23 protein-coding genes are annotated in these 22,306 nt (G+C 70.6%); 9 read left to right on the top strand and 14 right to left on the bottom strand.

What is annotated here, in order from left to right; genetic code table 11:
- Window positions 1–68: 68 nt before the first annotated feature.
- The 4 genes from G6N60_RS15330 to G6N60_RS15310 all read left to right on the top strand — a co-directional run bounded on the left by G6N60_RS15330 (window position 69) and on the right by G6N60_RS15310 (window position 6,209).
- Entirely contained in the window at window positions 69–1,379 is a 1,311-nt protein-coding gene (locus G6N60_RS15330; RefSeq protein WP_308206297.1) for an FAD-dependent oxidoreductase, read from the top strand.
- An 824-nt stretch (window positions 1,380–2,203) separates the two neighbouring features.
- A complete protein-coding gene (locus G6N60_RS15320) occupies window positions 2,204–3,526 on the top strand; it encodes an acyltransferase family protein (RefSeq protein WP_163738783.1) in 1,323 nt (440 codons plus the stop codon).
- A gap of 9 nt (window positions 3,527–3,535) precedes the next feature.
- Window positions 3,536–5,878, top strand: coding sequence for a Tex family protein (locus G6N60_RS15315; RefSeq protein ID WP_163738781.1), 2,343 nt, complete (start codon window positions 3,536–3,538; stop codon window positions 5,876–5,878).
- A 145-nt stretch (window positions 5,879–6,023) separates the two neighbouring features.
- Entirely contained in the window at window positions 6,024–6,209 is a 186-nt protein-coding gene (locus G6N60_RS15310; protein WP_163738778.1) for a hypothetical protein, read from the top strand.
- Between the two features lie 7 nt (window positions 6,210–6,216).
- On the opposite strand, the gene G6N60_RS15305 is transcribed toward G6N60_RS15310, so the two are convergent.
- Together G6N60_RS15305 and G6N60_RS15300 are read right to left on the bottom strand one after the other, a co-directional pair.
- Window positions 6,217–6,861, bottom strand: coding sequence for a TetR/AcrR family transcriptional regulator (locus G6N60_RS15305; protein ID WP_163738773.1), 645 nt, complete (start codon window positions 6,859–6,861; stop codon window positions 6,217–6,219).
- Between the two features lie 226 nt (window positions 6,862–7,087).
- Window positions 7,088–7,666, bottom strand: coding sequence for a C40 family peptidase (locus G6N60_RS15300; protein WP_163738770.1), 579 nt, complete (start codon window positions 7,664–7,666; stop codon window positions 7,088–7,090).
- Window positions 7,667–8,210: 544 nt separating this feature from the next.
- Between G6N60_RS15300 and G6N60_RS15295 the strand changes: the two genes are divergently transcribed.
- Window positions 8,211–9,089, top strand: coding sequence for a cyclopropane mycolic acid synthase family methyltransferase (locus G6N60_RS15295; RefSeq protein WP_163738767.1), 879 nt, complete (start codon window positions 8,211–8,213; stop codon window positions 9,087–9,089).
- 19 nt (window positions 9,090–9,108) lie between these two features.
- On the opposite strand, the gene G6N60_RS15290 is transcribed toward G6N60_RS15295, so the two are convergent.
- The 3 genes from G6N60_RS15290 to G6N60_RS15280 all read right to left on the bottom strand — a co-directional run bounded on the left by G6N60_RS15290 (window position 9,109) and on the right by G6N60_RS15280 (window position 11,695).
- The gene (locus G6N60_RS15290; RefSeq protein ID WP_163738764.1) at window positions 9,109–10,773 is read right to left on the bottom strand and encodes an acyl-CoA synthetase; all 1,665 of its coding nucleotides are present in this window, start codon (window positions 10,771–10,773) and stop codon (window positions 9,109–9,111) included.
- Between the two features lie 46 nt (window positions 10,774–10,819).
- A complete protein-coding gene (locus G6N60_RS15285; RefSeq protein WP_163738761.1) occupies window positions 10,820–11,242 on the bottom strand; it encodes a hypothetical protein in 423 nt (140 codons plus the stop codon).
- 99 nt (window positions 11,243–11,341) lie between these two features.
- The gene (locus G6N60_RS15280; RefSeq protein WP_163738758.1) at window positions 11,342–11,695 is read right to left on the bottom strand and encodes an Rv0313 family protein; all 354 of its coding nucleotides are present in this window, start codon (window positions 11,693–11,695) and stop codon (window positions 11,342–11,344) included.
- A gap of 229 nt (window positions 11,696–11,924) precedes the next feature.
- Between G6N60_RS15280 and G6N60_RS15275 the strand changes: the two genes are divergently transcribed.
- On the top strand, window positions 11,925–12,488 hold the full coding sequence (locus G6N60_RS15275; protein ID WP_163738756.1) for a hypothetical protein: 564 nt from the start codon (window positions 11,925–11,927) through the stop codon (window positions 12,486–12,488).
- Between the two features lie 37 nt (window positions 12,489–12,525).
- On the top strand, window positions 12,526–12,933 hold the full coding sequence (locus tag G6N60_RS15270) for a DUF732 domain-containing protein (RefSeq protein ID WP_246240712.1): 408 nt from the start codon (window positions 12,526–12,528) through the stop codon (window positions 12,931–12,933).
- Here the strand turns inward: G6N60_RS15270 and G6N60_RS15265 are convergent.
- Window positions 12,901–13,722, bottom strand: coding sequence for an SGNH/GDSL hydrolase family protein (locus G6N60_RS15265; RefSeq protein ID WP_179969699.1), 822 nt, complete (start codon window positions 13,720–13,722; stop codon window positions 12,901–12,903). The genes G6N60_RS15270 and G6N60_RS15265 overlap by 33 nt on opposite strands.
- Window positions 13,723–13,785: 63 nt before the next feature.
- On the opposite strand from G6N60_RS15265, the gene G6N60_RS15260 reads away from it, so the two are divergent.
- Together G6N60_RS15260 and G6N60_RS15255 are read left to right on the top strand one after the other, a co-directional pair.
- The gene (locus G6N60_RS15260) at window positions 13,786–14,397 is read left to right on the top strand and encodes a GIY-YIG nuclease family protein (protein ID WP_163738753.1); all 612 of its coding nucleotides are present in this window, start codon (window positions 13,786–13,788) and stop codon (window positions 14,395–14,397) included.
- 4 nt (window positions 14,398–14,401) lie between these two features.
- Window positions 14,402–14,869 (top strand): NUDIX hydrolase, encoded by a 468-nt coding sequence (locus G6N60_RS15255; protein WP_163738750.1) that lies wholly within the window; start codon window positions 14,402–14,404, stop codon window positions 14,867–14,869.
- Here the strand turns inward: G6N60_RS15255 and G6N60_RS15250 are convergent.
- From G6N60_RS15250 to G6N60_RS15215, 8 genes are all read right to left on the bottom strand, one after another.
- Window positions 14,844–15,308, bottom strand: a complete 465-nt coding sequence (locus G6N60_RS15250) for a nuclear transport factor 2 family protein (protein WP_163738747.1) — start codon at window positions 15,306–15,308, stop codon at window positions 14,844–14,846. The genes G6N60_RS15255 and G6N60_RS15250 overlap by 26 nt on opposite strands.
- Window positions 15,305–16,732, bottom strand: coding sequence for a serine/threonine-protein kinase (locus G6N60_RS15245; RefSeq protein WP_163738744.1), 1,428 nt, complete (start codon window positions 16,730–16,732; stop codon window positions 15,305–15,307). Before G6N60_RS15245 ends, G6N60_RS15250 begins: the two co-directional genes overlap by 4 nt.
- 27 nt (window positions 16,733–16,759) lie before the next feature.
- Window positions 16,760–17,860, bottom strand: a complete 1,101-nt coding sequence (locus G6N60_RS15240) for a PDR/VanB family oxidoreductase (protein WP_163738741.1) — start codon at window positions 17,858–17,860, stop codon at window positions 16,760–16,762.
- On the bottom strand, window positions 17,860–18,759 hold the full coding sequence (locus G6N60_RS15235) for a metal-dependent hydrolase (RefSeq protein WP_163738738.1): 900 nt from the start codon (window positions 18,757–18,759) through the stop codon (window positions 17,860–17,862). Before G6N60_RS15235 ends, G6N60_RS15240 begins: the two co-directional genes overlap by 1 nt.
- 90 nt (window positions 18,760–18,849) lie before the next feature.
- Window positions 18,850–19,305 (bottom strand): hypothetical protein, encoded by a 456-nt coding sequence (locus tag G6N60_RS15230; protein WP_163738736.1) that lies wholly within the window; start codon window positions 19,303–19,305, stop codon window positions 18,850–18,852.
- A 65-nt stretch (window positions 19,306–19,370) separates the two neighbouring features.
- The gene (gene malQ, locus G6N60_RS15225) at window positions 19,371–21,509 is read right to left on the bottom strand and encodes a 4-alpha-glucanotransferase (protein WP_163738733.1); all 2,139 of its coding nucleotides are present in this window, start codon (window positions 21,507–21,509) and stop codon (window positions 19,371–19,373) included.
- 53 nt (window positions 21,510–21,562) lie between these two features.
- Complete coding sequence (locus G6N60_RS15220) at window positions 21,563–21,889, bottom strand: DMT family transporter (RefSeq protein WP_163738730.1); 327 nt, start codon at window positions 21,887–21,889, stop codon at window positions 21,563–21,565.
- A gap of 10 nt (window positions 21,890–21,899) precedes the next feature.
- On the bottom strand, window positions 21,900–22,235 hold the full coding sequence (locus G6N60_RS15215; protein ID WP_163738726.1) for a DMT family transporter: 336 nt from the start codon (window positions 22,233–22,235) through the stop codon (window positions 21,900–21,902).
- Window positions 22,236–22,306 lie beyond the last annotated feature (71 nt).

Here is a 22,306-nt window from a genome sequence, read left to right as displayed (position 1 = left end):
CATCTTGACACGGCTGGAACGTTGTTCCAAGCTGCTCTGGAACATCGTTCCAACCGGAGAGGACGGCCATGACGGCACCCATCACCATCATCGGCGCGGGCGTCGGCGGCCTCGTCCTCGCCCGCGTCCTGCACGTGCACGGCGTGCGGGCGACGGTCTACGAGGCGGACCCGGCGCCGGATGCCCGCGCACAGGGCGGTCAACTCGACATCCACGAGGAGGATGGCCAGGTGGCGCTGCGCGCGGCGGGATTGTTCGAGGAGTTCCTCGGCATCATTCACGAGGGGGGACAGGCGATGCGCCTACTGGACCGCCACGGCACGCTGCTGGTGGACGACCCCGACGACAACACCGGCGGACGGCCGGAGGTGCTGCGCGGCGATCTGCGCAGGATCCTGCTCGAATCGCTACCCGACGGCACCGTCCAGTGGGGCCGCAAGGTCGTCGGCGTCGCCCCCCTCGGTGACGGCAGGCACGACGTGACGTTCGCCGACGGGTCGGCCGTGAGCACCGATCTCCTCGTCGGCGCCGACGGCGCGTGGTCGAAGATCCGTCCACTGGTGTCCGACGCGACCCCCACCTACGTCGGCACGACCTACGTCGAGACCTACCTGCACGACGTGGACCGGCGACACCCCGCGACGGCCGCGGCGGTGGGCGGTGGCTCTCTGTTGGCGCCCGCACCGGGTCAGGGGATACTCGCCCACCGGGAGGCGGGGGCCGTCCTGCACGCCTACGTCGCACTGAACCGGCCGACGGACTGGATCGCCGGGATCGACTTCACCGACCCCGCCTGCGCCATCGACCGCGTCGCGGCCGAATTCGTCGGCTGGGCAAGCGAACTCACCGCGCTGATCACCGACGCCGACACCGCACCGGTGCCGCGGATGATCCACACCCTGCCGACCGGCCACAGGTGGGATCGGGTGCCGGGAGTGACGTTGCTCGGGGACGCGGCGCACCTGATGCCGCCCTCCGGCGACGGCGCGAACCTCGCGATGCTCGACGGTGCCGAACTCGCCCGGGAACTGCTCGCCCACGCCGGTGACGTCGAGGCGGCACTCGGCGCGTACGAACGCGGGCTGTTCGCGCGCAGCGCCACTGCCTACGCGGATGCGGAACGCTTGCAGCACATGCTGTTCGGTGCCGGCTCGCCCCACGACCTCGTGGAGATGTTCACCGCCCACGGAGCAACCGGGTGGGTCAGCCGCCGACGGTGCGGACGCCGGTGCGCGTCACCTGAAATCCCCGCACGTCTCCGGCGAGTCTGCCGACGCAGGCGACCCCGCCCTCGATCGCCATGCAGGTGCCGTCGGTGGCCTCGACGCGGTGGCCGACCGGTAGTCGCTGGACCTGCCCCGGGTAGGCGGGGGTCGTGAACCGGGGTGGGTTGGCGCGCCGGGTGCCGACCGTTCCCGGCACCTGGGCGAACACTTCGTCGTCACCGGTGCGGACACCGGGAAGCCTTCCATCACAACCGATCTCGCCGCCATTGGCGACCATCATCGAACACGTCAGGCCCCCGTCGACGGTGAACACGGGGAAGGCATTCTTGGCGCCCTGGCCGACGAGGTAGGTCTCGTCGCCCACGACGAAGTCGTTCGGGTCGGGAAATCCGGGTGGCAGGCCGGCGGTGACGGGTCCGATGCGGGTACCGCCGGGGGACACCACCATCCACTGTGCGGCGGGAGTGCCCCTGGTGCAGGCCGTGAAAGCGCCTGCGCCTACGGCACATTCGAAGTCACCGAACGCGATCTTCTGCCCCTCCCGCAAGACCGGCGCCGCATCCCCGGTCGACTTGACGAAGACGTGGTCGCCGGTGGCACGCAGGCCGCGGGTGGCGGGGTCGGGTGTCAGGGCGATCTCGTCGACGCCATCGGCCGTGGCGGGCAGGCGGCCATCGCATCCGGCCATGCCCCGGTCCGGGAGGATCGCGCACAGCAGACCGTCGGGGGTCTGGAAGTAGGCCTCGTTGCCCATCGCGAAGGCGTCCGGCGGGACGGCGGCGTAACCCCGCAGATCGGGCGCCGGTGGCGGCGTGGCGTGGGCGGGAATCGGCGACGAGGCCATGATGCCGAGGAACAGGGCCAGGACGGGGAAGGCGAAGCGCATCGCCCTGCAATGTAGGCGACGGCCCCCCACACCCCAAACTCGCGCAGTCCTCGCCATCCCCTCATGGGACGCCGCGCGGCATGCTGGAGCGATGGCCCTGCCCGAGTCCTCGTCCGACGCGCCGACGATCGCCGAGGACGCCCCACCCGGCCGCGATCGGGCCGTCGACGTCGTCAGGATCGTCGCCCTGGTCGTGGTGATGCTGGGGCACTGCGCACTGCTGCTGGCGACGATCGACGCCGGCGGGCTGCGGATCGGCAACCTGCTCGGCGCGGTACCGGCACTGGCCCCGGTCACGTGGGTGGTCCAGGTCATGCCGCTGTTCTTCCTGGCGGGCGGCGCCGCGGCGGCGTACGGGTGGCGGCCGGGCCGAGCCTGGGGCACCTGGCTGTTCGTCCGCGCGCAGCGGCTGTGCCGTCCGGTCTTCTGGTATCTCGCGGCGTGGGTGGTCGGGTTGCTGGCGACGCGGCTCATCCTGGGGGCGGCGTCCGCGGCGGGCCTCGGCCGCGAATGCGTTGCGCTGCTGTGGTTCCTCGGCGTCTACCTCGTCACGCTGGCATTCGTGCCCGCCCTGATGAGGCTGCGCACCGGACGCGCGACGGGCCTGTTGGTGGTGGGGTTACTGGCGGCCGCGGCCGCGATGGACGCGGTCCGGATCGCCGTCGGCACCGCCGAGGCGGCCACGGCCAACTTCCTCATCGTTTGGCTCATCCCGGTGGTGATCGGCGTCGCTTACGCCCGGCGGACGATCGGGGTGCGCGCCGCACTCGTGGCCGGCGTCGTGGCGTTCCTCGCGGCGCTCGGACTGGCGGTCGCCGGGCCGTACGAGGTGTCCCTGGTCGTGACCGGCCGAGAGCGGCTGTCGAACGTGTCGCCGCCGACGCTGCTCCTCGCGTTGCACTGCACGTGGACGTCGTGTGCGTTCGTGGCGGCCGCGGGCCCGATCCGGCACTGGGCCGCGCGGCCGCGGATCTGGCGCGCCGTGGCGCTGGGCAACCGGGGAGCCATGACGCTGTACCTGTGGCACATCCCGGCGATCGCGGTGGCGACGTTCACCCTGCACGCCCTCGGTTTCGACGCCTTCGACGTGCACGCTCCCGGGTTCGTGGGCCGGGTCCTGCTGCGCGAGGCGGTGTTCGTGGTCGTGATGGCCCTGGCCTTCCTGGCGCTGTCCCCGCTGGAGCACCGGCGGCTGCCGTGGTGGGACTCGCCGGCCCGCGCGACCGGCGCCAGGTCCGTCGCCGCGGGCGCGCTGGTCTGCCTGGCCGGGGTCGCGATCCTGCTGATGTCGCGCGACGGGCTCAGTGACACGCTGGGATGGTCGGCCCTCGGCTGCTTCCTCGTCGCGGTCCTCGGCGCGCGGGTGTGCGCCACGGGGTCGACGCGCACCGGATCCGTCGGACCCATTGGGTAGGGTCTCGGCGTGACTTCGAGCCCCGCCGTCAAATCCGTAACCGCCCGTCTTGCTGAGGAACTCGCCGTTCGCGAGGCTCAGGTGGCCGCCACCGTGCGCCTCCTCGACGAAGGCGCCACGGTGCCGTTCATTGCGAGGTACCGCAAGGAGGTGACCGGCAGCCTCGACGACGGCCAGCTGCGCACGCTCGAGGAACGCCTGGGTTACCTGCGCGAACTCGATGCGCGCCGCGCCGCGGTGCTGGCCTCGATCCAGGACCAGGGCAAGCTGACCGACGAGTTGCGGGCGGCGCTGGCGGCCGCCGACACGAAGGCCAGGGTCGAGGACATCTACCTGCCGTACAAACCGAAGCGGCGCACCAAGGCGCAGATTGCCCGCGAGGCCGGTCTCGAGCCGCTGGCCGACCGGCTGCTGGCCGACCCGACCCTGGTTCCGGAGGACGCGGCCGCCGAGTTCCTCGGCGAGGACGTCGCCGATGCCGCCGCAGCACTCGAGGGCGCCCGGCACATCCTGATCGAGCGGGCCGCCGAGGACGCCGAGCTCGTCGGCGCCGTCCGCGCCAAGTTCTGGACCGACGGATCGCTGCGCACCGCGCCTGCATCCGACGAGATCGCGAAAACGCCTGCGGCGCAGAAGTTTCGAGACTACTTCGAATTCTCTGAACCCCTGGAGAAGATGCCGTCGCACCGGGTGCTGGCGGTGATGCGGGGGGAGAAGGAGCAGGTGCTCACCCTTACCCTCGACGGTGGCGACGAGGATGCCCACCACGTGATGGTGGCCAGGACGCTGGGCGTCGACCTGACCGCGGGCGCGGCGGCGACGGCATGGCTGTCGACCACCGTGAAGTTGGCGTGGCGGGTCAAGCTGATGATCTCGGCCGCGGTGGACGCACGCATCCGGCTCAAGCAGCGCGCCGAGGAGGACGCCGTCGCGGTGTTCGCGAGGAACCTCAAGGACCTGCTGCTGGCGGCTCCCGCCGGCACCCGCACCACCCTCGGGCTCGATCCCGGGTTCCGGACCGGCGTCAAGGTCGCGGTCGTGGACGCCACCGGCAAGGTGGTGGACACGTGCGCGATCTTCCCGCACCAACCCCAGCGGCGCTGGGACGAGGCCAAGGCCACCCTCGGTGCGCTCGTGGCGCGGCACGGGGTCGAGCTCATCGCCATCGGCAACGGCACCGCCTCGCGCGAAACCGAAGCCCTGGCAAGGGAACTCATCACCGACATCACGGCCTCCGGGGCCAAGCCGCCCGTGCAGGCGATGGTCAGCGAGGCGGGAGCGTCGGTGTACTCGGCGTCGGCCTATGCGGCGCACGAGCTGCCGAGCCTGGACGTCACGCTGCGCGGCGCGGTGTCGATCGCGCGGCGTCTGCAGGACCCGCTGGCCGAGCTGGTCAAGATCGAGCCGAAGTCGATCGGCGTCGGGCAGTACCAGCACGACATCACCCCGGGCACGTTGGCGCGCAGCCTCGATGCCGTGGTCGAGGATGCGGTGAACGCGGTCGGCGTGGACCTCAACACCGCGTCGGTACCCCTGCTGGCCAGGGTGTCCGGCGTGACGGACTCGTTGGCCGAGGCCATCGTCGCCCATCGCGAGTCGACGGGTCCCTTCCGCAACCGCAAGGCTCTGCTGGACGTTGCGCGCTTGGGGCCCAAGGCATTCGAGCAGTGCGCCGGGTTCCTGCGCATTCGCGACGGTGACGATCCGCTCGACCGGTCGGGCGTGCACCCCGAGTCCTATCCCGTCGTGCGCCGCATCCTGGACCGTTCCGGCATCAGCCTGGCCGAACTCATCGGCGACGAGAAGACGCTGCGGACGATGCGACCGGCCGACTTCGCCGACGACAGGTTCGGGGTCCCGACGGTGAACGACATCCTGGCCGAGTTGGCGAAGCCGGGCCGGGATCCGCGTCCGGCGTTCTCGACGGCGACGTTCGCCACGGGCGTGGAGAAGGTGGCCGACCTCGAGGTGGGCATGGTGCTCGAGGGCGTGGTCACGAACGTCGCGGCCTTCGGTGCGTTCGTCGACGTCGGCGTCCATCAGGACGGGCTGGTGCACGTCTCGGCGATGTCGGACCGCTACGTCTCCGACCCGCACGAGGTGGTGCGGTCCGGGCAGGTGGTCAAGGTCAAGGTGCTCGAGGTCGACGTGGACCGCCAGCGCATCGGGCTGACGCTGCGGCTGAACGACACCCCGCAGCGCAAGGGGCCGGCCGGGGACAAGGGGCCCAGGCCGAAGGGGCGCGTCGAGCGGCCGCGGTCGAACCGTGGCAAGGAGGCCGGCCGGCGCGAGACCGGTGCGGCGTCCGGTTCGATGGCCCAGGCACTGCGCGACGCCGGGTTCGGTCGCTGACCCGGCGGCGGTCAGGCCCCCGCGACGCCGTAGAGCCCCAGGGAACGGGGTGACCCTCCCGCGTCCGTTCTCGTCGCGAGCGTCCGAGACGGAGGGCTGCGAGACGCCCCGAGCTCCGGGATGGCGAGGGGGCTAGCCTCGACGCATGCGCATAGTCGTGATGGGTATCGGCGTCGTCGTGGCGTGCTTCGGCGTGCTGTGGGCGTTGCAGGGGTTCGGCGTCCTCGGCGGAAGCCCGATGTCGAACACCACGACGTGGTCGGTGATCGGCCCCATCGTCGCCGTGGTCGGCATCGCGGTCGCCGCGTACGGCTCGCGGATGCGCAGATAGCTGGGCGCTAGGGCACGTCGAGTTCGGCGGTGAAGCGAGCCACGTCGCTGAGCGCCTGCTCGAGTCGTTCCATGACGTAGTCCGGCCCGTACGTCGCCTCGGGGTCACCGGCGATGGCGTCGTGGCAGGCGCTGACGATGGTCGTCGAGAAGAGCGCGACGGCCAGGTCGAGACGGCGGTCGTCGACGTCGACGCCCATGTGGCGGGCGAGCGCTGCCATGGCCGGCGGGCTGCGGTACTCGATGGCCGCCTGGCGCAGCGCGCCCGACGAGTAGATGACGCGCAGGATCAGCATGATGCGCTCGGCAGTCAGACCGGCCAACGGACGGCGCGCCACCCGCCCCAGCACGGCCATGTGCGCCGACCGCAGCGCCTCCAGGGGTCCGCACCCGGTCTGCTGCGCGTTCAGCTCGTCGGTGATCTCCGCGGCGAGGTCGTCCACGACGGCGATGAACACCGCGTCCTTGGAGGCGAAGTACCGGCTGAACGTGCGAGGGGACACCTCGACGGCGGCCGAGATCTGCTCCACGGTCGTGTTCTCATAACCCTGGACGAGGCAGAGATCCACGGCCGCATCGATGAGGAGTCGCCGGGTTTGCGCCTTCTTGCGTTCGCGGAGGCTCGCCAGAGGCGGGCCCGAGGGGTCGACCACGGGCAGATGATAGCCGTTCGGACGTTCCGACGATGGCGGTCCCGCGACGGTGCGACGCCGAGTCCACTCGGGCGCCGCCCACCGCGTCGGGCGGTCGCGAACGGCTCCAAGCTGCGCATTCCCGCCAGGTCGGATGCCACCGCGCCCGTCGCCGCCGCGGTCACCCGAGACTGCCATCGGCCACTGGTCATCGTTCGGAAAGAAATGGACCGGTGCCGACGACGGCTCAGACGGGGGTCGGCCCGGCGTCGGGGGCGGGTGCGGCGTCCGGTGGGGGCGCCGGCACGCCCGGATCCGCCGGCGGCGGCGGTGGCATCTGGGCGTTGACGACCGGAAGGTCGGCCGGTCCCGGTGCGGGAGGGGCCGGTGCGAACGGATCCACGGGTGGCGGCGGGGCAGCGGGATCGTCGATCGCCTGATCGTCGGCCATCGGGAGGTACATGTGCCGGGTGAACTGCCGCTGGAAGGCGCCGCCACCGCCGATCCGGACGCCACTGCCGCTCTCGCCGGAGGACACCGGGGTGCCGTCGGGAAGCGTCACCGCGGTGTGGCCGGAGTTCCAGCCGATGTTGAGGGCGCCGGGCTGGGTCCCGTAGCGGAAACCGCGCGCCAGCAGCGCTTGCTCCTCGTCGCCGGTGTGGAACCGGTCGCCGAAGATGGGGCGGCCGGTGGCGGCATTGGCCACCCACGAGGCGAGACCGGAGCAGTCCGTACCGGCGGGTGAGTCTCCACCCGTGCGGTACGGCGTCCCCGAAACCTGATTGACCAGAGTCAACAGGGCCGTGGTCGCAATGGCATCGATCATGACGATGGACCGTAGCAACGCCATTTTGCGAGCGCCAAAATCTGTGGCGGCCATCACCTTCCGCACGGTGGTCGTAAAACACCTGCGGGAGCGGTCTTCTCGCAGGTGTGGCGGTGGACGATCGAGCTATGGTGCGACGCAGCAGCATAATTGACACCGGTGTTCGTGTAAGTGGTCGAGAGTGCATGCCGGAGGGCTTTTTTCGGCGATCGATGAATCGATCAAGGGTGTGCGCCGCACGCCATCGAACGGATTGTGCTCTCGTCCATGACTTCTCGTTCCGCGGCCCCGCCGCCCATTGGTTGAGCCCCCACCTACCGGCAATGCCGCCGTGCCTGCCGGAGCTGCCGCCGTGCTCGTCGAGCCCGCGTCAGCGGATCCCGCGCCCACCCTTCAGGCGTCTCTCAAGGCCCCGCGGTGGCCGTGGCTGACACGCCCCAGGTGTTAGCCAGAATCGCCGCGGCAACCGCGTGCCGTATCGTGGCCAACGGTCGTCGACCCGAGGCCGACCGCCCGACGCGGCGCAGACAGTAAGGAGGCGCCCGTGAACGAGAAGCAGCAGGGGCAGGATCTCAAACCGCACTTCGATGACATCCAGGCCCATTACGACCTGTCCGACGACTTCTTTCGGCTGTTCCTCGACGAGACCCAGACCTACAGCTGCGCCTACTTCGAGCGGCCCGACATGTCGCTCCGCGATGCTCAGCTCGCGAAGATCGACCTAGCTCTTGGCAAGCTCGCTCTGGAACCCGGCATGACGTTGCTGGACGTCGGCTGTGGGTGGGGCGCCACCATGCGGCGGGCCGTCGAGAAGTATGACGTGAACGTCATCGGCCTGACCCTGTCGCGCAATCAGGCGGCGCATGTCGAGAAGATGCTGGTCGATCTCCCCAGCGAACGCCACAGCCGCGTCGAGCTGAAGGGGTGGGAGGAATTCGACGGCTCGGTGGACCGCATCGTGTCGATCGGGGCCTTCGAGCACTTCGGGTACGACCGCTACGCCCGCTTCTTCGAGATGGCCTACGCGGCGCTGCCGGACGACGGCCGAATGTTGTTGCACACCATCACCCGTGCGGGGCCCCAGGAGCGCGAAGAACGCAACCTGCCCATCACGATGACCCTGATGCGGTTCACCAAGTTCATCGGTGACGAGATCTTCCCCGGCGGCCAGATCCCCGTCATCGCCGAAGTCGAGAAGTTCTCGACCGAAGCGGGTTTCGCCATCGAGCGAATTCACCGGCTCCGCGAGCACTACGCGAAGACCCTCGACATCTGGGCCGCGACCCTGGAGTCCAAGCGGGACGAGGCGGTGGCGCTGCAGTCGCAGGAGGTCTACGACCGGTACATGAAGTACCTCACCGGGTGTTCGAACCTCTTCCACAAGGGCTACACCGACCTATGCCAGTTCACCCTGGTCAAGTAACCGCGTCCGTCCGGGTGGGCTACTTCGAGCCGACGCCCGCCGTCGCGGTCTCCCTGGCCCAGCGGTAGTCCGCCTTGCCCGCGGGGGAGCGCACGACCTTGTCCGTCCGGATGAACGCCTTCGGAATCTTGTAGCGGGCGATCGCCGTTCGGCAGACGTCGACGAGTTCCTCGTCGGTGGCCTCGGCGCCGTCGGCGAACTGCACCACGGCGACCACCTCACTGCCCCAACGCTCGGACGGGCGACCGACCACCACGACGTCGTAGACGCTGGGGTGGGCCGCGATGGCCCGCTCGACCTCCTCGACGAAGATCTTCTCCCCGCCGGAGTTGATCGTCACCGAATCCCGGCCGAGAAGCTGAATCCGCCCGTCCGGCAACACGTTTGCCCGATCACCCGGGACCGACCACCGCACGCCCTCGATCGTCGGGAACGTCTTCGCGGTCTTGGCCTCGTCGCCGAGGTACCCCAGGGGGATGAGGTCGCGCCGGGCCAGCCAGCCCTGGCCCTCACCCGGCTGCAGCACGCGGTCGAGGTCCGCCGACACCACGGCGGTGTCGGATTGCGGTGTGAAGGTCGCCGCCGCCGTGTCGGCGCCCGCGGTCGTCATGGTGCTCATCTGCGCGCCGGACTCCGACGCGCCGACGGCGTCGAGCAGCATCACGTGCGGTAGCGCCTCGAGTAGGCGTTCGCGCACCGTCGGCGACAGCGGCGCTCCGCCGTTGGTGACGGTGAACAGGCCCGACAGGTCGTAGTTGCCGGCCTCGATCTCGTCGAGCAGCGGCCGGGCGATGGCGTCGCCGACGACCGGCAGGCTCAGCACCCGTTCTGCCTCGACGAGGCGCAACACCTCCGCGGGACGCATGCGCTCCACGTCGTCGGGGATCACGATCCGCCCGCCCATCGTGACGGTGTTGAACGCAGCCCACTGTGCCGCGCCGTGCATGAAGGGCGGGATCATCATGATCGACATGCCGCCGCCGGCCGCCCGTGCCTTGTCGGCGAGTTCGTCGTAGGAGGCGAGCGGTTCATCGCTGCCCCACGGCCTGCCGCCCATCGACGACAGGAAGATGTCGTGCTGGCGCCACAGCACGCCCTTGGGCATCCCGGTGGTGCCGCCGGTGTACAGGACGTAGAGATCGTCACCCGACGGGGTCGGTAGCCCCGCGGCGGGCGCCGGAGCCGCGAGGATGGTCTCGAAGTCGACGGCGCCGGGTAGCAGTTCGTGGCCGGAATGGTCGGCGACCTGTATCAGGACCCGCAGGTGCGGCAGGCCGTCGCGGATGGCCGCGACGCGTGGCGCGAACTCGGCGGGGTAGACCAGCGCCACGGCGTCGGAGTCGGTCAGCAGATGGGTGAGCTCGTCCTCGACGTAGCGGTAGCTGACGTTGAAGGGTGCGACGCGCGCCCGGTAGGACCCGATCATGGCCTCGAGGTACTCGTTGCCGTTGCGCAGGTAGATGCCGAGGTGGTCCTGGCCGGATTCGTGACCCGCCAGCGCGTCGCGTTCGGTCCGGCACCCCAGACCCACCGAGACGAGGTAGTTGGCGAACCCGGTGACGCGGCGATCGACCTCGGCGTAGGTCAGCCGACGGCCGCGCCAGGTGAGGAACGTCTGGTCGGGCACGGCGGCCGCGACGGTGCCGAAGACGTCGGACAGGTTGAAGCGAGTGTCGCTACCCATGGGGGCCATGGAAGCCGACCATACAGGTGCGCGTTACTCGTATGGTCTAGCCGGGGAAGAACCCGGCGCCGGTCAGCGTGCCGGGCTGCCAGCCCTGCGCGCCGAGGCAGACCATCGGCCTGCCGTCGGGCGCCTGCGCCGCCATCTTCGGGCTCTCGCACGGCGAACCGATGTCCTTCACGCCCTGGATCGGATACGACGACACCCAGAAGCCGGTGTCCACCGGTGGCCACTGATTCGGGATGTAGTGGCAAGCCTCGGTCTCGCCACCGGGGCCGCGTCCGAACGTGAAGAGCTGATAGTTGTCGCACGGGGCGCCCAGCGACGCGTCATACCGCATGCCGGGCACGTCGGTGGGGTAGTGGCCGGGGTTGTCGGGGTACATGGGGCCGGGGTCGGCCGCCGCCGACGGCGCCAGGGCAAGGGTTGCGCCGGCGACCGCCACCGCGATCGTCAGTCCACGAATCATGATCCTCGGCCCTCCAGGAACGGTCGCCGCACGTGCGGCGACAGCGACGTCGTGGCAAATCCTAACGGGTGGCGACCGCGAGTCGGAGGGTTTCGCGGGCTACTCGGTGTCGAGGACGCTGACGGCGATGCCGTAGGGGAGGAAGCGGACCTTGCGACCGGGGTCGGTGTTGTTCTTGTTGGCGCGCAACGCGTCCAACTCGGTCGGGTAGACCTCTTCGATGTGCGCACCGCCCGCGTCGTCGACGGTGTAGATCGACCACACGCCGTCGCCGGTCTCGCCGGCGGTCTCCGGCTCCGCCTTGGGCCGCGTGCCCCTGGTGAATTCGTCGAGCAGTGTCGCCCAGCCGGCCTGCTTGCCGAACCTGCCCAGGGCGTCACGCAGGCCGTCGCTCGCCTCGCGCATGACGCGGTCGAAGTCCTCGGGGTCGATTCCGAACGGATTCTGGCTCATGACGGACTCCCTATCCGCGCCGACGGCACGTCGATCGCTACCCCCAGTGTGCAGGTCGGTGCCCGAGTTCGCCATGATCCTGCAGCGTCACCTCGGCGGGAGTGGGTAGACCGCAGAGATGGCTCCGGCTCCCGCTCGACTGCTGATCGCGGTCGAGACACGACCGACGCACATCCGTGCGCTTGGCGTATTCGCCGAGGACCAGCTGACGTGACAAGGTGGGCGGACCATGTCTGACTACGACTCGATGACGTACGAGGAGTTCGGACGCCGATTCTTCGAGATCGCCGTGACCGAGGAGCGCGTCGGGGCCGCCATCGCCGACATCGCCGGCGCCGAGTTCTCGATGGGACCGATGGCGCAGGGGCCGGGCAAGATCGCCAAGGTCACCGCCAAGGTGCACGTGCAGGATCCGTCGGTGACGCGCCACGTCGGCGACCTCATCACGTTCGACATCCGCATCCCGCTCGAAATCGAACTGATCATCGACCTGCGCATCGACAAACCCCGGTTCAAGGTATTCGGCGAGATCCTGCTGCGGGCCACGGCGCTCGCCGCGCATCCGCTGTCGCTGATCCTCGACGTCGAGAAGCCGACACCGTCCGACATCGCCATCCACATCACCTCGACGTCGCTGCGGGCCGAGCTGCTGCGCATCGTGGCCGGGGTCGACGCGGAGATCAAGCGGTTCATCTGCCAGCACGTCGCCGGTGAAATCGACAGCCCCGGAGCCGTGAAGGCCAAGGTCATCGACGTTGGTGGTCAGATCGCGGAGGTGTGGACCGGCGTTTGATTCGGCCGACCGGCCGACTTCGCCGTACTCTCGACGCGTGCACAGCAAAATCTTCCCGGGCGCGGTCTCGTCGCGTGCCGCCCGCATCGCCGCCGTCACCGCCGGTGCCCTCTGCGCAGCCGTCCTCGCCGCCGCGCCCGCGTCGGCCGACCCGACGTCGGACTTCCTCAACGACCTCGGCGGCGCGGGGATGGGCATGGCCGACCCCGGCCAGGCCGCCGACCTCGGACAGTCGGTGTGCCCGATGCTGTCGCAGCCGGGTCAGGACCTGGCCGACACCGCCGCCAAGGTCGCCCAGACCGGCGGCATGTCGCTCGGCCCCGCCACGATGTTCACCGGCATGGCGATCTCGGCGTTCTGCCCGGGTGCCATGAGCGCGATGGCCAACGGCGACTCGCCGATTCCGCTCGGTCTACTCAGCGGCCTCGGGGGCCTCGGCAACTAGCCGACCCACGGGCGTCAGCCGCGGGCGCTTCGGCTCGCGACCGTTGCCGCTCGACAGTCCCCTCAGATGCCGCCAGACCCACGGCGCCAACAGATTCTGCGTCCACAGCGCCTGGGAGTACATCCGCGAGCGGAATCCCTGCGTCCGCACCTCACCCTCGTCGACACCCCTGGCGATGGCCCAATCATGGCTGCTCCCAGGCAGATTCAGCGCGTCGGCCGCGGCGGCGGCGAACACGGCGTGCCCGGCGGGAGAGCCGTGCACGCGATCGGGACTCCAGATGGCCGGGTCGCTCAGCGACGGTGCGCCGTAGAGGTCGACGAGCCGGAAGCCGTGCCGGTCCGCAGCCGCCCTGATGACCGCGTTGATCCGGAGCACCCGGCCGGCGAGGAAGCGCCCGACCGGCAGGATCTCGGCGAGGTCCGGAAACGTCGTGGTGACGATGGTGGCCCCGGTCTCGGCGAGTCGCTGGTGCAGCACGTCGATGTCCGCGAGCGCCGCGTCGAACGTGCGGCCGGGCCTCGTCACGTCGTTCATGCCGATGCAGCTGGTGATGAGATCGGGACGCATCGCGACCGCAGCCGGCAATTGATCGTCTAGGACGTCGCGGATGCGCCGCCCGCGCACCGCAAGATTGGCGTAGCGGACACCCGGGTGGAGGTCCTCGAGCCGTTCGGCCAACCGGTCGGCGAATCCCCTGACCCCGGTGGCGTCGTCGCCGTCCCAAAGTCCCTCGGTCTGACTGTCCCCGATGGCGACGTAGCGCTGATACACCTTCCCGGCTGCCACGGTCGTGACTCTAGCGGCGCATGCGCGATGCCGCGTGGCCGCGCCGGTATGGGAGGCTGAGGCATGCCCGACGCCGAGACTTCCAGCGCTGTCAAGGATCTGCTCGACGCGCAGCGGTTCACCCGCGATCAGGTCTTCGCCGAGCCGAGCCCGGTGCCAAAGGCCCCCGGCGTCTACGGCTGGTGGTTCCGGGCGCTACCGTCCGACGTCGACACCGCGGGCTGCGAGACGCGCGACGGCTTCGCCCTGCTGCACGTCGGCGTCAGCCCGACGCCGCCGCCGGCGAATGGACGTCCCGCCGTGAGCCAGGATCTGCACAAGCGCATCAGGTATCACTTCGGCGGGGGCCGGGCCAACGCCGACGGGTCGTCGTTGCGCAAGACGCTCGCGGTGGTGCTCGCCGACGAACTCGGGCTCGAACTGCGCCGTGTCGGCTCGGGTCGGCAGATCACCCTGGCCGCGGGCGAAGCGGTCCTCAACGGCTGGATGGCCGAGAACGCGCAGGTGTCCTGGATCGTGCGGCCCGAGCCCTGGCGGCTCGAGGACGGTCTCGTCGACGCCCTGGTGCTGCCACTGAACCTGCACGGCGACAACCCCTTTCAGCAGGAGGTCAAACGCCGTCGACGCGACGCCATGCAGAAGGCGAACAAGCGACGCATCCTGAAGGAGTGGTAGGACGGTGCCCCGGATGAGCGCCGGACTGCTGCTGTACCGAAGGGTCGGCGACGGGGTGGACGTCCTGATCGGTCATCCCGGAGGCCCGTTCTGGGCCCGCAAGGACGAGGCGGCGTGGTCGATTCCCAAGGGCGAGTACACCGATGACGAGGATCCGTGGGCGGCCGCGCAGCGCGAGTTCGTCGAGGAGATCGGTCTCCCCGTGCCCGCCGGACCGCCGGTCGCGCTGCCGCCCGTGAAGCAGTCGGGCGGCAAGGTGGTCACCGCGTTCGCCGTCGAGGGCGACCTCGACGTCACCGACAGCACGAGCAACACCTTCGAGATGGAGTGGCCGAAGGGCTCGGGCCGGCTGCGCGAATTTCCCGAGATCGACCGCGTCGCTTGGTATTCGGTGGCCGAGGCGCGGGTGAAGCTGCTCAAGGGTCAACGGCCGCTGCTCGACGCCCTCATCGCCCATCTCGAAGGCGTTTGACGGGGCGGGTCTCGATCGCGTTGATCGTCAACCTGCGCCCGTGGATGCGCCAGCCCACCGGCGTCTGCTGGTATTCGTCGTCGTAGCGCAGATGCCACACGACGTCGGTGGCGCCGTCGGCGGTCCCCGTGAAGTGGTGGGCGACGCACGTGATGCGGCCGAGGGCATAGCCGGGTTCGGGCCCTTCGGCATACACCTCGCCGACGATCGCGTGCTCGGTGCGCTGTACCGCGCGCAGCGCCGCCATGGCCTCGGCGACCCCGGCCCGCCCCTGCTTGACGATCACCGGCTCCAGGACGTGCGGCGGGTCGGGTAGGCGCAATTCCGCTGTCTCGCTGAACAATTCGACGACGTCCTCGAACCGGCGGTCGTCGACGGCGGCGGCGTAGACGTGCACGAGGTCGGCCACCGCGAGCCGGTCGGTCGCGGGCAGCGTCATGGCAATCCGTTGCTGCGATGGATGTCCAGACGGCACCGCAGTCGACTCTCACCGGTCTGCTGCATGCACACCCGAATTGGCGTCTCCTCGTCGGTCGGCAGCGCTGCCTCGGTCGGGTCGACCGGCACCGTCGGGCTCGGCACCTGCCCTTGGGTCGACGACCAGATGGTCGCGGTGCTGCCCTGCAGCGTCGAGCAGTACGCCGTCGCGCCGGTAGCCGTAACGGCGGTGCTGCCCGCGGGGGTGCATGCCGCGCCGATCACGGCGACGGGTGGGGGCGGCGCGGGGGTCACGGGGTTGGGCGTGGCGGTGGGCGTGGCCGCGTCGGTCGGCGTGGCGACGGCGGACGGCGGCGGGGGCGGCGGTGGCACGGGCGAGGCCGCCGACCGGCTGGTCGTGGGGGGTGCCGGGGTCGCGACGCGTTCGTGGTCGGCGCGCGTCGCCTCGAACACCCCGAACGCGACGGCGACCACCAGCAACAGACCCAGCACCGCCGGGACGAGGACGCCGGCGCGCCGGCGGGAGCGGTCACGCGAGGCCGGGGGAGTCACCGCGGTGGACGGCCGCGTCTCGTCGAGGTCGCCGCCGCCGAGGCGGTGCCGCAGGGCGCGGGCGAAGTCGGTGCACCGCTCGTACCGGTCGCCGGGGTCCTTGGCCAGCGCCTTGGCGAAGACCGGGTCCAGTGCCGCCAGCTCGGGGCGCCGTGCGCCGATCACCGGAGGGGCGGACGACAGATGCTGGCTGATGACGACGGCGGGGTTGGAGTGCGCAAACGGCGGCGCCCCGGTCAGGAGGTGGTACGCCGTCGCCGCCAGCGCGTACTGATTGGCCCGGCCGTCGAGCTGCCCACCCATCAGCTGCTCGGGGGCGGCGTAGGAGAGGGTGCCGACGGTCGTGTTGGTGGCCGTCAACCCGTTGGGATCGTCGACCCAGCGAGCGATGCCGAAGTCTGCCAACAGGATTCGGCTGTCCGTCGCGCCGGGATCGGTCAGCAGGACGTTGGCGGGCTTGACGTCGCGGTGCAGCAGCAGCCGCTGGTGGGCATAGTCCAGTGCGTCGGCGACGGCCGCCACGATGTCGGCGACGTAGGCGCCGGGCAGACCGTCCGGATACCGCTCGCGCAGCAGCGCGCCGGCGTCGGTGCCCTCGACGTAGTCCATGTCGATCCATAGCTGACCGTCGGACTCGCCCCTGTCGTGCACGCCGACGATGTGCGGATTCCACAGGGACGCAGCGATGTCGGCCTCGCGGTTGAACCGCTCGCGGTACTCGGCGTCGGCCGACACCTCGGGCCGCAGGACCTTCAGCGCGTCCCGACGCGGCAACCGCGGATGGTCGACGAGGTACACCTCGCCCATGCCGCCCGAGCCGAGGCGCCGGATCACGGTGTAGCCCGCGAACGTGCTCCCCTCCTCCAACGGCATGGGCAAATGGTAGACGGACGCCGCCGGCTACAGGTCGAGAAGGAGTCCGTCGGCGTCGCCCGCGCGGGAGACGCAGATCAGCATCATGCCCGCGTCGCGTTCGGGGTCGGTGAGCAAGGTGTCGCGGTGGTCGACGGCGCCCGCGAGCACCCGCGTGCGGCACGTCCCGCAGAAGCCTTGCCGGCACGAGTACGGCGCCCGAACCTCCTCGCGGACGAGCGCGGACAGCAGCGTCTCGTCGGCGCCCACCCGCACCGTCCGGCCGCTCGACGCGACGGACACCGAGAAGGCGGTCCCGTCGACGACCGGGGGAGCGGCGAACCGTTCGAAGTGCAGCTCGACGTCGTCGCGCCCGGCCAGCGCCGTGCGCAGGGCCGTCAGCACCGGGGCGGGCCCGCACGCGTACACCGTCGTGCCGCCGGGGCAATCGCCCAGGAGGTCGGCCGCCGTCGGCAGGCCCGACTCGTCGTCGGTGCGGATCTCGATGCGGTCCCCGAACGCCGCCAGCTCGTCGAGGAACGGCAGCGTGTCGCGACGGCGGCCGGTGTACACCATCGACCAGTCCACGCCGAGCCGCTCGGCCTGCGCGAGCATCGGCAGGATGGGCGTGATCCCGATCCCGCCGGCGATGAAGCGGAACCGCTGGGCGGGCGATCCGTAGCCCGGCACCGTCAGCGGGAACGCGTTGCGCGGGCCGCTGGTGGTGATCGAGGCGCCGACGGGCAGATCGTCGTGGACCTCGACCGACCCGCCGCCTCCGGTGGGGATGCGCCGCACCGCGATTCGGTAGGAGTCGACCACGTCCGGGTCACCGCACAGCGAGTACTGCCGCACCCGGCCGCTCGGCAGTTGGACGTCGACGTGGGCGCCGGGGCGCCAGCGCGGCAGCGGACCACCCTGCGGTGCGGCCAGCGTCAGCGCGATCACGTCCTGATCGTGGGCGACGACCCGGCGGTCGGCCACCCGCAGGGTGAAGCGCCGCTCGACCCCCGGTGGCGGGACCGGGTTCCTGACGGCGGCCGACAGCGAGAACAGCCCGCTCAGGACGCTGGCGGCAAACCCGAGGGAGGGATCGTGACGGATGCGTCCCGACGGACTCGGAGGCGCCTCGCGGAAGCGCGCGAACATCACAGGTGTGCCGCGCGGGCCGCGGGCGAACTCGCGAGGTAGGCGACGGCCTGCGCCGTCGAGCCCATCCGCTCCGGTGTGAATCCCGGCCGGAAGTACGTGAACGTGTTGGCGCCGAACAACTTTCGATACTTGGGCAGCAGTCCCAGTTTGGAGTCTCGCATGCGCAGCCGCTGCATGTGGAACCAGCCGAGCGACACGGTGGGGTCGTTCTTCGACAGGTACCACGCCCCGCGCTGGAAGAACGTCGCGATCATCACGACCGCGACCGTCATCGCCCGGATGCGATCGAGATAGCTGTCGTGGAAGTAGTGCGCGACGTCGTGGGCGACCATCCGGTGTTCGACCTCCTCGCTGCCGTGCCAGCGGAACAGGTCGACCATCGTGGGGTCGGCGCCGTGGTCGTCCCACGCGCAGTTGAGGGAGAAGTCACCGAGCACCGCGGTGTAGTGCTCGATCGCGGCGATCAGCCACAGTCGGTCGCACAGGTGGTTCATCCGGCGCTTGGGATCGGTGATCGACGGGTCGGGTGCGAGCACCTTCTCGAAGACGTACTCGATCTGATCGAGGATCGGCGCGACGTCGACGCCGTGGTCGACCATGAACTCGCGCAGCACCTGGTCGTGCACGTCGGCGTGGGTGGCCTCCTGACCGATGAAACCGCGCATGTCCTCGGCGAGCTTGGGGTCCTTCACCATCGGCAGGGCCTCGTCGTAGGCCGCGACGAACCAGCGCTCGGCGGCGGGCAGCACGACGTTGAGCAGGCTGATCATGTTCGAGGCCACCGGATGGTCGGGAATCCAGTGCAGGGGAACGTCGTCCACCCGGAACTGCACCCGGCGAGCCTGGATCTGCACCGGGCCCGGATCGATCTCCGTGTCGAAACGCCGTGGTCGCATGGTCGTCGCCCCCTCGTCGCCGGTCGTCGGGAGAGGAGTCTGCGGGATTTCGCGGCTTAGCTGGGAACGCGGGTACCAGGTAGCTGGGGCCTAGCCGACGGGAACGGGCACCCCGATGGGTCCGCCATAGGTGCCCTGACCTGCGCCGGGGGCCGGTGCCCCCGGGGCGGCGGGCGCACCCGGAGCACCAGGAGCGCTGCCGGTGGCGGCGGTGGCAGGCGCCGAATCGGTGGCGTGGGCCGCGGCGGCCTGGGTGCAGTCGAGGTTCAGCACCATCCGGCCCTGCGACGTGACGCGCTGCTGGCTGACGATGCACTGCGACTGCGGCAGGTCGCTGCCGAACGAGCCGCCGAAGGTCGCCCTGGCGCCCTGGCTCTTCAGGATCTGCACGGCCTTGTAGTACGGCTCCCCGACGACGTTCATCGCGGACGGGCCGGAGTCGGCGGCTGCCACGGCAGACCCGAACAGCGCCGTCGACGCCACGGTCGACGCAATGGCAGCGGGAACGAACAGCCCGGCGGCTGCGAGCCCAAGGATCTTCTTCACGTGCCCTCCGAAAGTCGCGGGTGCAAGGCGAACATAGCGCAATTGCACCTCGCGAGAAACTTCGTTCACTCCCGCGCGGGCGTTACCTGGGTGCGCATGACGTTCGCCAACGCTGCTGCCCGCGGGTCGGTGAAGACGTCCTCCAGCAGCACTTCCCTGCCGTCCGGGCCGGCCAGCTTGACCCTCCAGTTCGGATATTCGTCGGTCGTGCCCGGCTGGTTCTGCGCGCGGACGTCCCCCACGGCGTCGGGCAGCGCGAGCGCCAGCAGCCGCGACGGCGTCCGACCGAGGTAGGCGTACAGCGCGCTGACGATCTGCTCGACGGTCGGGTCGTCGCCGAGCAACCCCTCGGTGCGCAACGCCGCCAGCCAGGCCTCCTGCTCGGCCCTGTCGTGGGCCAGTTCCTCGTCGGCGGGCCGGGTCAGCAGTCCCAACTCCTCGCGGATGCGGACGTGCTCACCGGCCAGGTATCCCGCCGTGGGCGGCAGGTCGTGCGTGGTCACCGACGACAGGCAGTACTCCCGCCAGCGTCGGGCGGGCAGCGGGCCGCCGTCGCCGTCGCGATCGAGCTCGAACCACAGGATCGACGTGCCGAGCAGGCCCCGGTCCCGCAGGTGATCGCGCACCCACGGCTCGACGGTGCCGAGGTCCTCTCCGACGACCACGGCCCCCGCACGCTGGGCCTCCAGCGCCACGATGCCGATCATCGCCTCGTGGTCGTAGCGGACGTACGTGCCCTCCGTCGGCGCGGCACCCCGGGGAATCCACCACAGCCGGAACAGCCCGATGACGTGATCGATGCGCACCCCGCCCGCGTGCCGCAGCACCGCGCCCACCAGCGCGCGGAACGGGTCGTACCCCTGCTCGACGAGCCGGTCGGGGCGCCACGGCGGCTGCGACCAGTCCTGGCCCAGCTGGTTGTAGTCGTCCGGCGGTGCGCCGGCGCTGACGCCGAGGGCCAGGACGTCCTGCAGGGCCCAGGCGTCCGCACCGTTCGGATCGACCCCGACGGCCAGGTCGTGCATGATGCCCAGCGACATCCCGGCCTGGATGGCCGTGGCCTGCGCACCCACGAGCTGGTCGTCGAGCTGCCACTGCAGCCACCGGTGGAAGTCGACGATCTCGGCGCGCTTGGCCGCGAACGCCGCCACGGCCTCGCCGCCGGGGTGATGGAACTCCGCGGGCCAGCGGTGCCAGTCGTCGCCGTACTTCTCGGCCAGCGCGCACCAGGTGGCGAAGTGGTCGAGGGCCACGCCCTCGCGCCTGCGGTACGCCGCGTAGGCGAGGTCGCGCCCGGCCGAGCGAGGGACGCGGAACACCGCCTTGAGCGCCGCGCGCTTGACCTTCCACACCGCGTCGCGGTCGACGAGCGCGGACTTGCGGGCGCGGCTCTGCGCGATCGATCGCGCCTTGCGTAGCTCGCGACGGTTGGCCACGTAGGCGAACTCCGGGATCGCCTCGACGCGGAGGTAGATGGGGTTGACGAAGCGGCGCGACGTGGGCAGGTAGGGAGACGGCTCCATCGGCGCCACCGGCGCCGCCGCATGCAGCGGGTTGACGAGGAGGAAGCCAGCGCCGTGCTGAGCGGCGGACCACACCGCGAGATCGGCCAGATCCGTGAGATCGCCGATGCCGCATGACTTCTCGGAACGGACGCTGTAGAGCTGGGTGGCCAGCCCCCAGGTCCGGCCGCCTCCGAGTGACGCCGGCAGTCCGAGGTAGTCCGGGGCGACGACGAGCGCCGCGGTGGCGTCGACCCCGCCGGCGTCGACGTGCAGCCGGTGATAGCCCGTGGGCAGGTCGGCAGGCACCTCCAAGGTGGCCTCGCCGACGAGGCGGCCGTCGAGGTCGTAGGGCGGTCGGTCGTTGACCAGCTGGCGCAGACCGGTGCGCACGGTGCCGTCCTCGAGACGGATCCAGGCGTCGATGGGCTCGCCGTGGGTCACGTGCACCCAGAAGGGCGTCGCCCGGCCCGACCTCGCGACGACGGTCGGGGTCACGGTGGTCCGCCAGTACGCCCTGTCGTGCGCGAGCAATGCGGCCACCCGGTCGTCCTCGCTGCCCGCCGCCACGCCCAGGGCAGCGAGCACCGCGACCAGCGTGGACTCGGCGACCTCCCGGCGCCCGCCGGTCCAGTCGTCGTAGTCGGTCGCCACGCCATGCCGACGGGCGAGTTCGACCAGCGACGCAGCCAGTTCAGTCATGCCGACGATCTTGCCGTGCGCCGCGGCATGGGGCGAGGGCGCCGGCGGACGGGTCAGTGCGCGGCGCCGACCAGTTCGATGGTCGACACCCCGGCGATGATCAACCCGATGCCGATCAGCATGCGCACGGTCAACGGATCCCCGAACACATAGCGGGCGATCACGGCGACGAGCGCGACACCGCAGGCCGACCACACGCCGTAGGCGATGCCGACCGGCATGCCGAGCCGCAGCGTCAGCCACAGCAGATAGAACGACAGCAGGTAGGCCACGACGATGGGCAGGATCCACCTCCTCCTGCGGAACCCCTCTGACGCGCGCAGGCCCAGCGTCGCGAAGACCTCGACGCCGATCGCGGTCGCCAGCGCCAACCAACTCACGTCAACCAACTCACTGGGTGAGATCCGTTGGCCGCGAACCGAACTCGACGAACAGCACGCCGGCGATGATCAGCCCGATGCCCAGCGCGATCGGCCACGTGAACGGGTCGCCGAAGAGGACCGCGGCGAGCACCGCGGTGAGGGCCGTGCCCGTGGCGCCCCAGATGCCGTAGGTGACGCCGACGGGCATGCCCTCACGCAGGACCATGGTGAGCATCGCGAACGCCATCGCGTACCCGGCCGCCACGACGATCAGCCAGCCGGAGTGGTCCTGCGAGGCGCGCAGGGCCAACGTCGCCGCGACCTCGGTGAGGATCGCCGCCGCGAGGTAGGCCCATCTTCGCACCGGCTCAACCTAGACGAGCCTGACCCGCGCCGAGAGCGTCAGGCCGCGGTCCGCGTGGCGGACGGTTCGTC

The sequence above is a fragment of the Mycolicibacterium madagascariense genome (assembly GCF_010729665.1).
Lineage (GTDB): Bacteria > Actinomycetota > Actinomycetes > Mycobacteriales > Mycobacteriaceae > Mycobacterium > Mycobacterium madagascariense.
Note: the sequence above shows the minus strand (reverse complement) of the source record. Positions and strands in the feature narration are given on the sequence as shown.

Excerpts from the sequence above, each read along its gene's own strand:
- G6N60_RS15275 (WP_163738756.1), top strand. The coding sequence starts at position 11,925 with ATGTCTGACTACGACTCGATGACGTACGAGGAGTTCGGACGCCGATTC.
- G6N60_RS15300 (WP_163738770.1), bottom strand. The coding sequence starts at position 7,666 with ATGATCGATGCCATTGCGACCACGGCCCTGTTGACTCTGGTCAATCAG.
- G6N60_RS15250 (WP_163738747.1), bottom strand. The coding sequence starts at position 15,308 with ATGACGCTGCCCGCGACCGACCGGCTCGCGGTGGCCGACCTCGTGCAC.
- G6N60_RS15330 (WP_308206297.1), top strand. The coding sequence starts at position 69 with ATGACGGCACCCATCACCATCATCGGCGCGGGCGTCGGCGGCCTCGTC.
- G6N60_RS15260 (WP_163738753.1), top strand. The coding sequence starts at position 13,786 with ATGCCCGACGCCGAGACTTCCAGCGCTGTCAAGGATCTGCTCGACGCG.
- G6N60_RS15245 (WP_163738744.1), bottom strand. The coding sequence starts at position 16,732 with ATGCCGTTGGAGGAGGGGAGCACGTTCGCGGGCTACACCGTGATCCGG.
- G6N60_RS15310 (WP_163738778.1), top strand. The coding sequence starts at position 6,024 with ATGCGCATAGTCGTGATGGGTATCGGCGTCGTCGTGGCGTGCTTCGGC.
- G6N60_RS15235 (WP_163738738.1), bottom strand. The coding sequence starts at position 18,759 with ATGCGACCACGGCGTTTCGACACGGAGATCGATCCGGGCCCGGTGCAG.
- malQ (WP_163738733.1), bottom strand. The coding sequence starts at position 21,509 with ATGACTGAACTGGCTGCGTCGCTGGTCGAACTCGCCCGTCGGCATGGC.
- G6N60_RS15320 (WP_163738783.1), top strand. The coding sequence starts at position 2,204 with ATGGCCCTGCCCGAGTCCTCGTCCGACGCGCCGACGATCGCCGAGGAC.
- G6N60_RS15285 (WP_163738761.1), bottom strand. The coding sequence starts at position 11,242 with ATGATTCGTGGACTGACGATCGCGGTGGCGGTCGCCGGCGCAACCCTT.
- G6N60_RS15280 (WP_163738758.1), bottom strand. The coding sequence starts at position 11,695 with ATGAGCCAGAATCCGTTCGGAATCGACCCCGAGGACTTCGACCGCGTC.
- G6N60_RS15290 (WP_163738764.1), bottom strand. The coding sequence starts at position 10,773 with ATGGGTAGCGACACTCGCTTCAACCTGTCCGACGTCTTCGGCACCGTC.
- G6N60_RS15240 (WP_163738741.1), bottom strand. The coding sequence starts at position 17,860 with ATGTTCGCGCGCTTCCGCGAGGCGCCTCCGAGTCCGTCGGGACGCATC.